Origin of the sequence: uncultured Devosia sp. (genome assembly GCF_964244875.1) — a bacterium.
Taxonomy (GTDB): Bacteria; Pseudomonadota; Alphaproteobacteria; order Rhizobiales; family Devosiaceae; genus Devosia.
In genome coordinates this window covers 26148-40858 of sequence record NZ_CAXTKA010000006.1, presented here as the reverse complement: position 1 = coordinate 40858, position 14711 = coordinate 26148, and the positions used below count along the sequence as shown (strand labels likewise).

General features: G+C 62.0%; 13 protein-coding genes. 8 read left to right on the top strand and 5 right to left on the bottom strand.

The genetic code is table 11. The features are described from left to right. Entirely contained in the window at positions 1–831 is an 831-nt protein-coding gene (locus ACFE8X_RS08870; RefSeq protein ID WP_375451099.1) for a shikimate dehydrogenase, read from the bottom strand. Further along, complete coding sequence (locus ACFE8X_RS08865) at positions 828–1433, bottom strand: Maf family nucleotide pyrophosphatase (protein ID WP_375451265.1); 606 nt, start codon at positions 1431–1433, stop codon at positions 828–830. Before ACFE8X_RS08865 ends, ACFE8X_RS08870 begins: the two co-directional genes overlap by 4 nt. Before the next feature lie 441 nt (positions 1434–1874). Here ACFE8X_RS08865 and hemE point away from each other — a divergent pair, with 441 nt between their 5' ends. From hemE to ACFE8X_RS08825, 8 genes are all read left to right on the top strand, one after another. Next, a complete protein-coding gene (gene hemE / locus ACFE8X_RS08860) occupies positions 1875–2912 on the top strand; it encodes a uroporphyrinogen decarboxylase (protein ID WP_375451098.1) in 1038 nt (345 codons plus the stop codon). A 3-nt stretch (positions 2913–2915) separates the two neighbouring features. Then, positions 2916–3341 carry a protoporphyrinogen oxidase HemJ gene (gene hemJ / locus ACFE8X_RS08855; protein WP_375451097.1) on the top strand — a complete coding sequence of 142 codons (426 nt, stop codon included), beginning with the start codon at positions 2916–2918 and terminating at the stop codon, positions 3339–3341. A gap of 225 nt (positions 3342–3566) precedes the next feature. Further along, the gene (gene rho, locus ACFE8X_RS08850) at positions 3567–4832 is read left to right on the top strand and encodes a transcription termination factor Rho (RefSeq protein ID WP_375451096.1); all 1266 of its coding nucleotides are present in this window, start codon (positions 3567–3569) and stop codon (positions 4830–4832) included. Between the two features lie 59 nt (positions 4833–4891). Next, positions 4892–6205 (top strand): tRNA uridine-5-carboxymethylaminomethyl(34) synthesis GTPase MnmE, encoded by a 1314-nt coding sequence (mnmE, locus tag ACFE8X_RS08845; protein WP_375451095.1) that lies wholly within the window; start codon positions 4892–4894, stop codon positions 6203–6205. An 83-nt stretch (positions 6206–6288) separates the two neighbouring features. Continuing rightward, complete coding sequence (mnmG, locus tag ACFE8X_RS08840) at positions 6289–8151, top strand: tRNA uridine-5-carboxymethylaminomethyl(34) synthesis enzyme MnmG (protein WP_375451094.1); 1863 nt, start codon at positions 6289–6291, stop codon at positions 8149–8151. Next, positions 8151–8801, top strand: a complete 651-nt coding sequence (rsmG, locus tag ACFE8X_RS08835; protein WP_375451093.1) for a 16S rRNA (guanine(527)-N(7))-methyltransferase RsmG — start codon at positions 8151–8153, stop codon at positions 8799–8801. Before mnmG ends, rsmG begins: the two co-directional genes overlap by 1 nt. Before the next feature lie 22 nt (positions 8802–8823). Beyond that, on the top strand, positions 8824–9624 hold the full coding sequence (locus tag ACFE8X_RS08830) for a ParA family protein (protein WP_375451092.1): 801 nt from the start codon (positions 8824–8826) through the stop codon (positions 9622–9624). Between the two features lie 11 nt (positions 9625–9635). Beyond that, positions 9636–10505, top strand: a complete 870-nt coding sequence (locus ACFE8X_RS08825; RefSeq protein WP_375451091.1) for a ParB/RepB/Spo0J family partition protein — start codon at positions 9636–9638, stop codon at positions 10503–10505. 36 nt (positions 10506–10541) lie between these two features. Here ACFE8X_RS08825 and holA read toward each other — a convergent pair whose 3' ends face one another. The 3 genes from holA to leuS are packed head-to-tail and all read right to left on the bottom strand — an operon-like array spanning position 10542 to position 14676. Further along, a complete protein-coding gene (gene holA, locus ACFE8X_RS08820; RefSeq protein WP_375451090.1) occupies positions 10542–11564 on the bottom strand; it encodes a DNA polymerase III subunit delta in 1023 nt (340 codons plus the stop codon). Next, positions 11565–12071 carry a hypothetical protein gene (locus tag ACFE8X_RS08815; protein ID WP_375451089.1) on the bottom strand — a complete coding sequence of 169 codons (507 nt, stop codon included), beginning with the start codon at positions 12069–12071 and terminating at the stop codon, positions 11565–11567. Further along, positions 12058–14676, bottom strand: a complete 2619-nt coding sequence (gene leuS / locus ACFE8X_RS08810; protein WP_375451088.1) for a leucine--tRNA ligase — start codon at positions 14674–14676, stop codon at positions 12058–12060. Before leuS ends, ACFE8X_RS08815 begins: the two co-directional genes overlap by 14 nt. Between the last annotated feature and the right edge of the window lie 35 nt (positions 14677–14711).

The window sequence follows — 14711 nt, the reverse complement described above, 5'->3', positions numbered from 1 at the left end:
TCAGGAGCCCAGCGTTGCCGCGATCCGGGCGCGGAGTGCCGGGGTGACCTCGGGCCGCACGCCGAACCAGGCCTCAAAGCCCGGCACGGCCTGGTGCAGCAGCATGCCAAGGCCATCGACGGTGCGCAGGCCTCTTGCCGCGGCAGCGGCGAGAAGCGGCGTTTGCAACGGAACGTACACGATATCGGTGACCAGGGCCGCCGGGGGCAGCAGGTCCAGGTCGAGATCCTGGAAGCGCGTGCCGTGCATGCCAATGCTGGTGGTGTTGACGACAAGGCCGGCGCGGGGAGCCAGATCGGCAAATGCGGCCAGGGGATGGGCGAGGAATGGCCCGTGGATTGAGCGGGCCAGTTGCTCGGCATTGTCCAGGGTCCGATTAAGAACATGCACCGGCCTGATGCCCCGGCTGTGCAGCGCGACGAGGACGGCGCGGGCCGCCCCGCCGGCACCCAGCACGATGGCTTGGTCCAAGCGCTCGGACCAATCGGGCGCGCCGGCATCGAGATTGCCGAGAAAACCCAGATAATCGGTATTGGTGCCATGCACGCGCCCGGCGGTCACCACCAGGGTATTGACGGCGCCGATGCTGCGGGCCAGCGGATCGACGCTGTCGCAGAGGGCAAAGACGGCCTCCTTGTGCGGGATGGTGACATTGCCGCCGGCGAACTCGCCCGCACGCAACCGGGCAAAGAAGGGTTCAAGCTCATCGGGCGCGATAGCGATGGCCGCGTAGCTGCCATCGATTTGGTGTTCGGCCAGCCAGGTGCCATGGATCAGGGGCGAGCGGGAATGATTGATCGGGTGGCCGATGACGAAGGCCTTGATGCTCATGCCGGGCGGTCCTCGAGCACGTGGGGCGCGTGGTCGCGCAGCGCCGCCAACAGCGGCAGCAGCGGCAGGCCCAGAATGGTGAAGTAATCGCCATTGACGGCCTTGAACAGGCGGATCGACGGACCTTCGAGCCGATAGCCGCCCACTGCATGAAGGATCGCGTCGCCTTCACGGTCCAGCACGTCGTCGCGGTCGCGGTCGGAAAAATCGCGCAGGGTCAATTCGGCGGTCTGCACGTCGGACCATAAAAGAGTGCCGCCCTTTACCAGCGTCACCGCGGCATGAAGGCGATGCGTCTTGCCCTTGAGCCGGTCGAGCTGGCGCGCCGCGTCAGTGCGATCGGCCGGCTTGTGGAGGAGCTCGGTGCCCAAAGCCAGCGTCTGGTCGGCGCCGATCACGATGGCGTCGGGATGGATGGCGGCAATGGCTTTCGCCTTGGCCTCGGCCAGCAGCAGGGCAATATCGCGACCGTCGGCGCCATTGGCCAAGGCTTGGGTTTCGAGCACCCGTTCGTCAAGCGTGGCGGCAATGGAGCGAAAGGCCAGCCCGGCCTGGGCCAGCAAGACTTTGCGGGTGGAACTGGCGGAGGCGAGGATCAACATGGCGCTATGGTTTTCCACACTGTTGTCCCCAGCTCAAGCCTTGCCTGTGATAATGACTCATGGATTTGCGCGAGGGGCAAACTTGTTCGACTTGGTGAGCAAAAGGTTAACATTTGGAGTCGGCGATTGCGGAAACGGCGTTGGGGACAATTGCGGGGACAAAGGCAAAAGGTGGGGATGGCGGGCGCGGCGGTTTTGCACAGCGCCAGACTCTGCTGGACTCCGGCGAGTCCCGAATTAACGAAGCGTTAACACTTGTGGCGGCCACAGCCTTCGCGTGATTCACACAAGCCGTGTTCATCTTAAGTTAACCAAAGCGCTGCGCCCATCTGTCGCCAGCGTGGCGATTGTGGACGGGGCTGAATTGATGCAAAACACCGCCATGATAATACAAATACTAAAACCAAGACTTTTCTTTAGGGTTTTGGAAGGCAAGGGCGCGTGAGCGCTTCGGCCCATAAACCACTGCTGGCGACGGTGCTGGGGCAGCGCCAGGCGCGGCCGCCGATCTGGATCATGCGGCAGGCGGGGCGCTATCTTCCCGAATATCGCGCGGTGCGGGCCAGATCGAACGGATTTTTGCACCTGTGCTATACGCCGGACCTGGCGGTCGAGGTCAGCCTGCAGCCGCTGCGGCGCTTCGATCTGGATGCGGCGATCCTGTTTTCCGATATCCTGGTCATTCCCGATGCCTTGGGTCAATCGGTGCGGTTCGAGGGGGGCGAAGGGCCGATCCTTGAGCCCATCACGCCGCAAACGCTTGGATTGCTCCGGCCCGAACGCGTGCTGGAACATCTGGCGCCGGTGCTGGAGACCGTGCGGCGCTTGCGGGCTACCCTGGCGCCCGACAAGACGCTGATCGGCTTTTCTGGCTCGCCCTGGACGGTGGCGAGCTATATGATTGGCGGCAAGGGCTCGCCCGATCAGGCCGCTGCGCGCTTGTTTGCCCTGCGCCATCCCGAAGCGTTCCAAACGCTGATGGATATGCTGGTCGACGCCAGCGTCGCGTATCTGGTTGCCCAATTGCTGGCGGGCGCCGATGTGGTGCAATTGTTTGAAAGCTGGGCGTTGAACCTGGACGAGGTGGCGTTCGCCCGGCAGGTGATCGAGCCCAATCGCCGGATTGTCGAGGGCGTGCGGGCGCGGGTGCCCAAGGCGCCGATCATCGGGTTTCCGCGTGGTGCCGCCGGCAATATCGCGGCCTATGTGGCGGCGACGGGGGTGAACGCGGTGGGGCTCGATTATGCAACGCCGCTCGGCTTCGCCGCGGCGCAGGTACCGCTGGCAATGCCCGTACAAGGCAATCTGGATCCCTTGCGGCTGGTGGCGGGCGGCGCGCAGATGGAGGCCCGGGTGAGCCAGATCATTGCGGCGTTCGCCGATCGGCCGCATATCTTCAATCTGGGCCATGGCATCGTGCCGGAAACGCCGATCGAGCACGTGGCGCGGCTGGTCGAACTGGTCAAACGAGGCGTTTAGGCGATGATCGAATGGCTCAAGGCGCTGCACGTGATTTCGGTGGTCGCCTGGATGGCGGGGCTGCTCTATCTGCCACGATTGTTCGTCTATCATGCCGATGCCGAACCGGGCTCGGTGCAATCGGACACCTTCAAGGTGATGGAGCGGCGCCTGCTGCGCGGCATTACCACGCCGGCAATGGTTGCGACCTTCGTGTTCGGCATCGGGCTGATCAGCGCCGGCGTGGTCGACTGGTCGCAGGTCTGGCCCTGGGTCAAGGCCGTGTTCGTGCTGGTCCTGGCGGGATTTCACGGGGTTCTGGCGCGGCACGCCAAGGCGTTCGCCACCGACAGCAATAGCAAAAGCTCGAAGTATTTCCGCCTGATCAACGAGGTTCCGACCATTGCGCTGATCGTCATCGTCATCATGGTGATCGTGAAGCCGTTCTGATTGGGTACCGCTCTGTGGCGGACACACGCTGACCCCGCCATAGGGGCGCTTAGCGTTTCACGTGAATCGGTGCGTCTGGATGGTTTCAATCTTGAAACCCGGCGCGGTTCGGGCTACATGCAGAACAACGCATCCAAACTTAGTTCGGTCTCCCCGGCCGCTGTGGTGCCTGCCCCTCCCAAAATTTTCGTACATCTCTGATTTCCCCCAAGGGTCATCCGCCACATGCAGAATATGAAGCTCAGCGAGCTCAAGGCCAAGTCCCCGGCCGAATTGCTGGTGTTCGCCGAAGAACACGAGGTCGAGAATGCCTCGACCATGCGCAAACAGGAACTGATGTTTGCCATCCTCAAGGAGCTCGCCTCCCAGGACATCGATATTACCGGCGAAGGTGTCGTCGAAGTGCTGCCCGACGGGTTCGGGTTCCTGCGTTCGCCCGATGCCAATTATCTGCCGGGGCCCGACGATATCTATGTCAGTCCGTCGCAAATCCGGCGCTTCGGCCTGCGCACGGGCGATACGGTCGAAGGCGAAATTCGTTCGCCCAAGGATGGCGAGCGCTATTTCGCGCTGCTCAAGGTATCGACGATCAATTTTGAAGACCCCGAGGCCGTGCGCCACAAGGTCAATTTCGACAATCTGACGCCGCTTTATCCCGAGGAACGGCTCCGCATGGAATTGCCGGACCCCACGCTCAAGGATCGCTCGGCGCGTATTCTCGATCTGGTGGCGCCGCTCGGCAAGGGCCAGCGTGCGTTGATTGTTGCGCCGCCACGGACCGGTAAGACCGTACTGTTGCAAAATATCGCACAATCGATCGCCACCAACCATCCCGAGTGCTACCTCATTGTGCTGCTGATCGACGAGCGGCCCGAGGAAGTCACCGATATGCAGCGCTCGGTCCGGGGCGAGGTGATTTCATCGACGTTCGACGAGCCGGCGTCGCGCCACGTCCAGGTCGCCGAGATGGTGATCGAAAAAGCCAAACGCCTGGTGGAACACAAGCGCGATGTCGTCATCCTGCTCGATTCGATCACGCGTCTGGGCCGCGCCTACAATACCGTGGTGCCATCGTCCGGCAAGGTGCTGACCGGCGGCGTCGACGCCAATGCTCTGCAGCGCCCGAAGCGCTTCTTCGGCGCGGCCCGAAATATCGAGGATGGCGGTTCGCTGACCATCATCTCGACCGCGCTGATCGATACGGGCTCGCGCATGGACGAGGTGATTTTCGAAGAATTCAAGGGCACCGGCAATTCCGAAATCATCCTGGATCGCAAGGTTGCCGACAAGCGCGTGTTCCCGGCACTGGACATCACCAAATCGGGCACCCGCAAGGAAGAATTGCTGGTGGAGCCGGACATCCTCAAGAAGATGTATGTCCTGCGCCGTATCCTCACGCCCATGGGCACGATCGACGCCATGGAATTCCTGATGGACAAGATCCGCCAGACCAAGACCAATTCGGATTTCTTTGACTCGATGAATACGTAAGAGTAAGGCGCGAAAAAGTGGCTACCGGTTTTTCGCAAACAGCCTTGTGGCCTTAAGTTATGCGCGATGGCGATACCATCGTCGCGCTGTCGTCCGGCGCGGTACCGGCCGGCGTGGCGGTGATCCGGCTCTCGGGCCCGGATGTCCCCAACATTCTCAACGGCATCGCTGGCGGGATTCCAGAACCCCGCCGTTTGACGTTGCGGCCAATCGGCGCCGACGTGGTGCTTGATCGTGGCCTGATCGCCTACTTCCCCGCGCCGCACAGCTTCACCGGCGAGGATTGTGCCGAATTGCAGGTCCACGGCTCACCCGCAGGCGTCCGGGCCATACTGAGGCTCTGCACCGGCCTCGGCGCACGGTTGGCCGAAGCGGGCGAGTTCACCCGCCGCGCTTTCGAGAACGGCAAGCTGGACCTAGTCGAAGCCCAAGGGTTGGGCGATCTGATAGAAGCAGAGACCGAAAACCAGCGCGCCCTGGCCTATGTCCGCATGGAAGGCGGCCTGACTCGCCGCGTTGAGAGTTGGCGAGAGCGCCTCCTTGACCTGCGGGCGGTGATTGAGGCGCAACTCGACTTTTCCGACGAAGGTGATGTCGGTGAATTGCCGCAAAGTTTCCTTACAGAGGCACAGGCGCTGCGTGGCGATATTGGCTCAGTTCTAGCGCTGCGGGGGCAGGGCCGTATTATTCGATCGGGCTTCCGGGTCGTGCTAGCCGGACCTCCCAATGCCGGAAAATCCAGTTTGCTCAACGCTCTATCGCAGTCGGACGTGGCGATTGTGTCTGATGAGGCGGGAACCACGCGGGACCTCAAGGAAGTGCCGCTCGATCTGGAAGGGCAGCTGATCATATTAATCGATAGTGCGGGCCTGCGAGACACCGCCTCTAAAGCTGAGGCAATCGGCGTTGATCGGGCAAGGCAGGCCATGGTCCAGGCCGACCTGGTACTGTGGCTCCAGGCCGCCGACCAGGTCGCAGAAACCAAGCCAGAATTCACCGACGTGAACCAGCATCTGCGTCCGCCTGTTTTGATTGTCGGCACGAAGCACGATCTCGGCATTGTTCCAGGGGCGCAAACTTCGGTTTCGGCGGCTACAGGCGAAGGTTTGGCCGAGTTGCTCACCAAGATTTTGGACGCATCTGGTGCTCGGCACGTGCGAGCCGCCGACGTACTTGTCAGTCACGAGCAGGACCGTGCTGCGCTGCTAGCGGCGTTTCGTGAGTTGACTGAAGTGGAGAGCTTGCTTGAACAATCTGAGTTGGCCGCCGAGCGACTTCGGGGTTCCAGTATGGCTCTTGAGCGCCTATTGGGACGAATTGATGCAGAGGCCGTGTTGGACCGGCTTTTTGCCAGCTTCTGCATCGGCAAATGATTCACGTGAAACGCTTCCAATCGCCGGCGTGAATTGATTCACGTGAAACATTGCATTATTGAGCGCCCTTGGAGAACAGCACCATGAGCGATTATGCGGTCATTATTGTTGGCGGCGGCCATGCGGGCTGCGAAGCTGCCGCTGCTTCGGCGCGGCTAGGCGTTGCCACCGCACTTATTACCCACAAGTTTTGCACCGTCGGCGAGATGAGCTGCAATCCAGCCATTGGCGGTCTGGGCAAGGGCCATCTGGTGCGCGAGATTGACGCGCTGGACGGGTTGATGGGCCGGGTGGCGGATGCCGCGGGCATTCAGTTCCGCGTGCTCAACCGTCGCAAGGGGCCCGCCGTCCGCGGACCGCGGGCGCAAACCGACCGCAAGCTCTATCGTGAGGCCATGCAGGCGGCGATCCTGGCGCAGCCGAACCTCGAGGTGATCGAGGGCGAAGTTGACGATCTTACGGTGGTGGACGGCGCTGTGTCCGGCGTGGTGTTGATGGACGGGCGCCGGATTGGCGCCAAGGCGGTGGTCCTGACCACTGGTACATTCCTGCGCGGCCTGATCCATCGAGGCGACGAAACGATACCCGCCGGGCGTCTGGGTGAAAAGCCGGTCCTTGGCCTGTCGACGCGCCTCGAGCAGCTCGGCTTGCCACTGGGACGGCTCAAGACCGGCACACCCGCACGATTGGATGGGCGCACGATCGACTATGCCGTGCTGGAGAGCCAACCGGGCGATACGCCGCCGGAGCCCTTTTCAGCCCTTACAGCGGCCATCAATACGTCCCAGATTGCCTGTCACATCACCCGCACGACCGCTGAAACGCATCGGATCATTGCCGATAATATTCATCGATCAGCGATGTATTCAGGGCGAATCCAAAGTCGCGGGCCGCGCTATTGTCCATCCATCGAGGACAAGATCGTCCGGTTTGCCGACCGGGACAGCCACCAGATTTTTCTTGAGCCTGAAGGGCTCGAGGATACGACCGTTTACCCCAACGGATTATCGACGTCGCTGCCCGCCGATGTGCAGGAACAATTCCTGCGCTCGATGCCAGGCCTGGAAAACGTCGCTATCGTTCGGCCGGGCTATGCCATCGAATACGACTATGTCGACCCGCGCGCGCTCAAGGGGACCCTGGAGGTCAAGCGGCGGCCAGGGCTGTACCTGGCCGGGCAGATCAATGGCACGACGGGGTATGAAGAGGCCGCAGCGCAGGGGCTATTGGCCGGCGCCAACGCTGCGCTTGCGGCGTCCGGCGGTTCGCCAATCATCTTGTCGCGGACGCAAAGCTATCTCGGCGTGATGGTCGACGACTTAGTGACCCGTGGCGTCAGCGAGCCCTATCGCATGTTTACCTCCCGCGCGGAGTTCCGGCTGCATTTGCGTGCGGACAATGCCGATCAGCGTCTAACGCCTTTAGGTGTTGCGGCAGGCCTCGTCGGCCAGCAACGGGCCGATCATCATGTTGCCAAAGCCAGCGCGCTCGAGCAAGGGCGCACGGTGCTGGAAAGACTCTCGGCAACACCGAACGCGGCGCGGAAGGCCGGGATCGCGGTCAACGAGGATGGCAAGGCCCGGTCGGCCTTCGATCTGTTATCCTATCCTGACGTCTCGCCTGCCGATGTGAGCCGGCTATGGCCTGAACTGGCGACAATCGAAACCGCGATCATGGATCAACTGGTCGTCGATGCGCAGTATGCGGTTTACCTTGACCGCCAAAAAGCAGATATCGACGCGGTGCGGCGGGATGAACAGCGCAGCATCCCCGAACACTTCGATTACCTCGACATTCCAGGTTTGTCGGTCGAACTCCGGCAGAAATTGTCGACGCTCAGGCCGCAAACCATTGCCCAGGCCCAGGCCATCGACGGCATGACGCCGGCGGCAATCACACTTGTGCTGTCCATCATTCGGCGCGGTGCCCTGCGCCAGGCGAGCTGATGGGCGAACGCGTGGACGTCGTTGCGCCTTATGCGCAGTTTCTATCGCGGCCGCTGCAAGCCGTCGTCGCCGACCTGGAATCATATGCTGGGTTGTTGCGGAAATGGCAGGTGATACAGAATCTTGTTTCACGTGAAACACTGGAGCAGGTCTGGACGAGACACTTTGCGGATAGCCTGCAAGTCCTCCGCTACATGCGGCCGACTGACAGGGTCATTATCGATCTCGGCAGTGGTGGCGGTTTTCCGGCCTTGCCTTTGGCCATTGCGCTGCAGGGCGAGCCAATCCATTTCGTGCTGGTGGAGCCGAACGGTCGCAAGGTCAGTTTTCTGCGCACGGTCATTCGCGATCTTAGCCTTTCCGCAACTGTCGTGGCCAAGCGGACCGACCAGCTTGATTCACGTGAAACAGGGCATGTTAACCTGGTAACGGCGCGGGCAGTCGCGTCATTGACCGCGCTATGTGCCATGGCTCAGCCCCTGTTCACACCACATACGCGCGCGATTTTTCACAAAGGCCGTGAACATCTCGCGGAGTTGGCGGAATCGCGTTTGGTTTGGGAGTACCGTGTGGTAACACATCAAAGCGAAACCGATCCAAACGGCGTTCTGCTTGAGCTTAATAATTTAAGCATTAAAACAGGTAGTTAGCGGACATCTCCTGGAGAAGACCTTGGCGCCTCGTATTTTGACTTTGGCGAACCAAAAAGGCGGCGTTGGGAAAACCACGACGGCGATCAACCTGGCGACGGCCTTGGCGGCAGTGGGTGAGCGCGTGTTGATTGTCGATCTCGATCCGCAAGGCAACGCGTCGACCGGGCTCGGCATCTCCCGCAATAACCGCGATATTTCGGCTTATGACCTGCTGATCGGCGAGGCCAGCGTGGTGCAGGCGGCAATTCTGACCAGCGTGCCCAATGTGGCGATCATTCCGTCAACCATGGACCTGCTCGGGGTCGAGCTTACCATCGCTGGGCAGGGTGATCGCGCGTTCAAGTTGCGCAATGCGTTCAAGGGCATGCCGGAGATGATCATAGGCGATAAGCCCGTCAGCTATGTATTGATCGATTGCCCGCCTTCATTGAATCTGTTGACGGTGAACTCGCTGGTGGCGGCGGATGCGGTGCTGGTGCCGCTGCAATGCGAGTTCTTCGCGCTTGAAGGGCTGAGCCAGTTGCTGCAAACAATCGAGCAAATCCGGTCCACGTTAAACCCGCGTCTGTCTATCCAGGGCGTCGTGATGACGATGTTCGACAAGCGCAACAGCTTAAGCGAGCAGGTATTGCAGGATGTGCGGAGTGAAATGGGCGATCTGGTGTATGAAACGGTGATCCCGCGCAATGTTCGATTGGCCGAAGCGCCTTCCTATGGCAAGCCGGCATTGCTCTACGATCTCAAAAGTGCCGGCAGCCAGGCCTATCTGCGGCTGGCGACCGAAGTTATCCGCCGCGAGCGGCAGCTCAACGCGGCATGAGGACAGTCAGCATGAATGAAAAACCGACACGTTTGGGCCGTGGCCTTGCAGCCCTGATCGGCGACATGGCAACGCTGGAAGGGGCGCGGGTGACCGAGAGTGCAGGGGGCGTCAAGCGCCTGCCGGTCGATTTCATCATCGCCAACCGGGCCAATCCGCGTCGGTCTTTCAATGCCGAACAGCTTGAAGAGTTAACCAACTCGATTCGCGAGAAGGGCATCATGCAGCCTTTGCTGGTGCGGCCGAGCGAGGACCCCAATATATTCGAGATCATTGCCGGCGAGCGGCGCTGGCGGGCCGCCCAGCGCGCCGGCCTGCACGATGTGCCGGTGATCGTGCGTGATGTCGGCGACAAGGAAGCGCTGGAACTCGCCATCATCGAGAATGTGCAGCGGGCCGATCTCAATCCTCTGGAAGAGGCGATGGGCTATGGCCAGCTGATCGAGCAGTTCGACTATACCCAGCAGGATCTGGCGCAGGTGATCGGCAAAAGCCGGTCGCACGTGGCCAATACCTTACGACTGCTCCGGCTTCCCGAGGACGTTCGCGAGATGGTGGCGAGCGGCACGCTGACGGCGGGACATGCGCGCACCTTGATCACGGCAGAAGACCCGGCCGCCCTGGCACGGCAGATCGTCACTGGCGGCCTGTCGGTGCGCGATGCGGAGGCGTTGAGCCAGCAGCGCGATGTGCCACCGCGGATCAAGCCCAACAAGGACACGCCTGACGCCGATACCGTGGCGCTGGAGCGGCGGCTGTCGGACGCATTGGGCCTTTCGGTTTCGGTGGCGCATGGCGAGCGGGGCGGCAAGCTGGAAATCCGCTACAAGACGCTGGAGCAGCTTGACGGCATCTGCCTGCGGCTCACCGGTTCGAACTGAGCGCCGTTTCACGTGAACGTGGCCGGTTCGCGGAGGTTAAAACGTCGCTGCCATCATGCACAAAGACAGCAAGCTGCGGCGCATCGTGGCTTCGGCCAAGGCTGGACGCCGGCGACTGTCGGCCGTCGCGGTGAGCAGGCGTTCGGAGGCGGTTGCCAGCGCCTGATCCGACCAGAGCCTGACCTGTTGCTCCAGCGTTGCAACCCGTGAAAAATGCGGCTTGGGGCGGGCAGTATTCAGTGCATCGCGCGCGCTTTTGCCGGCATCGACTTCGGCACGCCATCGCCGCAAGGTGGCGAAATGCAGCTCGGCGGCGCGCAACAGGCGTTGTGTATCGATTGCGGAGGCCACGGCGCGGTTGAGCGCTAGCTCCAGCTTTTCGGCATGACCCGAGCCGGTGGAGTCCAGAATGGTGTCGATCACCATGGCACCGTTATCGGCGCACAAACGCAGGACGTCGGCACCGGTCAGAGCCTTGCTGGTGGCGGCATAAAGACACAGTTTCTCCAACTCGCGCCGGGTAATTTCGCGGTCATTGCCCAGGATTTCGCGCAGGATCGGCACGACGTCGTCATCGATGCGGATCGCGTGCTTGTTGAAGACGTCGCGAACCAGGGCCGTCAGGGTTTCGTCGGTATCGGGATAGCAGGGCAGGGCCCGGCCGAATTTGGCAGCTTCGACCAGCGCGCGCAGGGGGTCCTTGGCCAGCAGGTTGCCGCCTTCCAGCACGATGGCTGCGCCGTCTGGATCGTCGCGCAGTTCGGTGAGAGTCATGACCAGCGATTTGGTGGCACTGCGCACGCGAATGATGCGTTTGCCGCCGAACAGCGAGACGGATCGCGCCTCGATCGCCAAGGTGGACGGATTGGCGTCGAGATCGCTCCCCTCCAGCACGGTTATGCTGGCCGATTGTGGATCGTCGCCGGCGAAGCACCGCACCAAGCGTTGTGCCGTTTCCCGGACCAGACCGGCATCGGGGCCGTAGGCCAGGAAGATACCCTCAGTCAGGTCAGGCCGCGCCAGGTACCGCGCGACCTCGTGCGCCTTGAGGGCGGTCATCTAGCGGACCAGCGTCGCCAGAATCGCCAGACGCAACGATTCCGCGGCCGATTTGGCGGCGCGCTCGGCGGCCGCATTGTAGGAGGATTGATCGTTGAGCACTTGCGCGCCCACTTCGTAACCGGCGGTGGCCTGACGCGTCAGCGCGACCGGTGGCGCAGCGCTGCCGTTCCGCTGTGCGATGCTCACCGACGCAGTTACCGTGACCTCATAGGCCTCGTTGGGATCCTCGGTTTCCGTATCGACCAGCCGGCTGGCGCTGGCGCCGGTCGAAATGGTGGCCAGGCGCGCGGTGGCCGCGTCGGTCTGGCCAAAGCGGAAGGAGAGTTCCTGATAAACGATCTGGCTCAGGCGGGTGGTCGGGTCGGCAAAAGCCAGTTCCAGATTGGCCGATTGCGCCAGGCGGCCGCTATAGACCGGGCTCAAGGTGCAGGCGGCCAGCGCGGACGCCCCGACCAGGGTCAATGCCGAAAAGCCCAGGATTTGGAATTGCTTAGACCACGACATTGACGATCCTGTCCGGAACGATGACGATCTTTTTGGGTATCTGGCCATCAAGGATGCGGACAATTTCGGCAAGAGACAAGACCAGTCGCTCGATTTCGGCGCTGGCGGTGCCTTTGGCCGCGACGATTTCGCCACGGCGCTTGCCGTTGATCTGCACGGGAATGGTGACCTGGTCATCGACCAGAAGGGCCGGATCGACACCGGGCCAGGGCGCGTCGGCAACCAGGCCCGCCTGGCCCAAGGCCTCCCAGCAGGTTTCGGCCAGGTGCGGCATCATTGGGGCGATGATCTGCACCAGGCGGGTTACGCCGTCCTCGAGCGCTGCAAGGCGCGATTGCGGCGCGACGGCAACGATGCCGGCGGCGCGAACCAGGGCGTTGGTCAACTCGTAAATCTGCGCGACCGCGCGATTGAAGCGGAGGCCTTCAATGTCCTGGCTGACGGTGTGCACCGCGCGATGGGCAATCCGGCGCAGCCCTGTCGCTTCATCGTCATCGTTTTCGCGAACAGAATGGGATGACTGTTTCCTGATCTCGACAGTTTCACTGACCAGTCGCCAGATGCGCTGTTGAAAGCGGCTGGCGCCTTCGACACCGGCTTCGGTCCATTGTACGTCGCGTTCGGGCGGGGAGTCAGACAGCATGAACCAGCGCGCGGTGTCGGCGCCGTAGCTGCCGACGATCTCGTCGGGATCAACGACGTTCTTCTTGGATTTGCTCATCTTTTCGATCGAACCGATAGTGATCGCCTCGCCCGAATGCAGATGCAGCGCCCGGCGCTGGTCGCCGCTGGCCTCGATGATCACTTCGGCCGGCGCGACCCAGTCGCCGGCGGGCGACTTATAGGTTTCGTGCGTGACCATGCCTTGGGTGAACAGGCCCTTGAACGGCTCGTCGATGCCGACATGGCCGGTCGCCCGCATGGCGCGGGTAAAAAAGCGCGAATAGAGCAGGTGCAGGATCGCGTGCTCGACGCCGCCGATATATTGATCGACCGGCAGCCAGGCATTGGCAACGGCCGGGATAGTTGGGGTCGCCGCGTCGGGAGCGGTGAAGCGGGCAAAGTACCAGGAACTGTCAACGAAGGTATCCATGGTATCGGTTTCGCGCCGCGCCGCGCCGCCGCATTGGGGGCAATGCACGTGTTTCCAGTTCGGGTGATGGTCCAGGGCATTGCCGGGCAGGTCGAAGCTGACATCCTCGGGCAGCACGACCGGCAGGTCCTTCTTGGGAACGGGCAGGGTGCCGCAGAGTTCGCAATGGATGATCGGGATGGGTGCGCCCCAATAGCGCTGGCGTGAAATGCCCCAATCGCGGAGGCGATAATTGACTTCGATCCGGCCTTGCGGTTGCCCGTCGACAGTGCGGGCCGCGAAGTGGGTTGCGGCAGTCTTTTTCGCGTCCTCGATGGACAAGCCGTCGAGGAAACCGGAATTGAAGATCGTGCCGGCGTCGGTATAGGCGGCGTCGCCCACCGAAAAATCAGCAGCGCTGGTATCGGGCGGCAGCACCACCGGCTTGACCGGCAGATCGTATCTGCGGGCAAAGTCGAGATCGCGCTGGTCATGAGCCGGGCAGCCGAAAATGGCGCCGGTGCCGTAATCCATCAGCACGAAATTGGCGACATAGACTGGCAGCGTCGCGCCCTCGATCACGGGATGCTTCACGTGCAACCCGGTGAAAACGCCCTTCTTCTCGGCCTTTTCCAACGTCTCGGTGGCCGTGCCCTGCTGGCGGAATTCGGCCACGAACCGGGCCAGTTCCGCATTGTCGGCCGCCAGGTGGGCGGTCAAGGGGTGATCGGCCGACAGCGCGAGAAACGAGGCGCCAAAGATGGTATCGGGCCGCGTGGTGAACACCTCGATGCTAGCCACATCCACGGCAGCATTGGGCATCAGTTCGAACAGCAGGCGCAGGCCTTCGGACTTGCCGATCCAGTTGCGCTGCATGATGCGCACCTTTTCGGGCCATGCGGTCAAGGTGTCGAGCGCCTGCAGCAAGTCCTCGGCGAAATCGGAAATCTTGAAGAACCACTGGGTCAGCTCACGCTGTTCCACCGGCGCGCCCGAGCGCCAGCCTTTGCCGTCGATGACCTGCTCATTGGCCAGCACGGTCATGTCCACCGGGTCCCAATTGACCTTGGACTTTTTGCGCGTGATCAGCCCGGCGGCCAGCATGTCAAGGAACAGAGCCTGCTGGTGCCTGTAATAGTTGGGCTCGCAGGTGGCGATCTCGCGGGTCCAGTCGATCGACAGGCCCATGGATTTGAGCTGGTCCTTCATTGCGGCGATGTTCTGGCGGGTCCAGGTGCCGGGATTGAGCTTGCGCTCGATAGCAGCGTTCTCGGCCGGCAGGCCAAAGGCGTCCCAACCCATGGGATGCAGCACGTTCTTGCCCAGCGCGCGGTGATAGCGCGCCACCACGTCGCCCATGGCGTAATTGCGCACGTGACCCATATGGATGCGGCCCGAGGGATAGGGGAACATTTCGAGCACGTAGTATTTTTCGCGCGGGTCGTCATTGCGCATGACAAAGCTTTGGGCCTGGTCCCAAACCTGTTGCCAGCGGGGTTCCATTTCGCGCGGATTGTAGCGTTCGCCGCTCAATATAAAGGTCCTTGAAGGCTGAACAGCCGCCCCGT

What these genes read in the sequence shown, in the direction of transcription:
- ACFE8X_RS08825 (WP_375451091.1), top strand. Translation starts at nt 9,636, where the DNA reads ATGAATGAAAAACCGACACGTTTGGGCCGTGGCCTTGCAGCCCTGATC.
- ACFE8X_RS08815 (WP_375451089.1), bottom strand. Translation starts at nt 12,071, where the DNA reads ATGTCGTGGTCTAAGCAATTCCAAATCCTGGGCTTTTCGGCATTGACC.
- rsmG (WP_375451093.1), top strand. Translation starts at nt 8,151, where the DNA reads ATGGGCGAACGCGTGGACGTCGTTGCGCCTTATGCGCAGTTTCTATCG.
- mnmE (WP_375451095.1), top strand. Translation starts at nt 4,892, where the DNA reads ATGCGCGATGGCGATACCATCGTCGCGCTGTCGTCCGGCGCGGTACCG.
- ACFE8X_RS08870 (WP_375451099.1), bottom strand. Translation starts at nt 831, where the DNA reads ATGAGCATCAAGGCCTTCGTCATCGGCCACCCGATCAATCATTCCCGC.
- mnmG (WP_375451094.1), top strand. Translation starts at nt 6,289, where the DNA reads ATGAGCGATTATGCGGTCATTATTGTTGGCGGCGGCCATGCGGGCTGC.
- ACFE8X_RS08865 (WP_375451265.1), bottom strand. Translation starts at nt 1,433, where the DNA reads ATGTTGATCCTCGCCTCCGCCAGTTCCACCCGCAAAGTCTTGCTGGCC.
- holA (WP_375451090.1), bottom strand. Translation starts at nt 11,564, where the DNA reads ATGACCGCCCTCAAGGCGCACGAGGTCGCGCGGTACCTGGCGCGGCCT.
- hemJ (WP_375451097.1), top strand. Translation starts at nt 2,916, where the DNA reads ATGATCGAATGGCTCAAGGCGCTGCACGTGATTTCGGTGGTCGCCTGG.
- rho (WP_375451096.1), top strand. Translation starts at nt 3,567, where the DNA reads ATGCAGAATATGAAGCTCAGCGAGCTCAAGGCCAAGTCCCCGGCCGAA.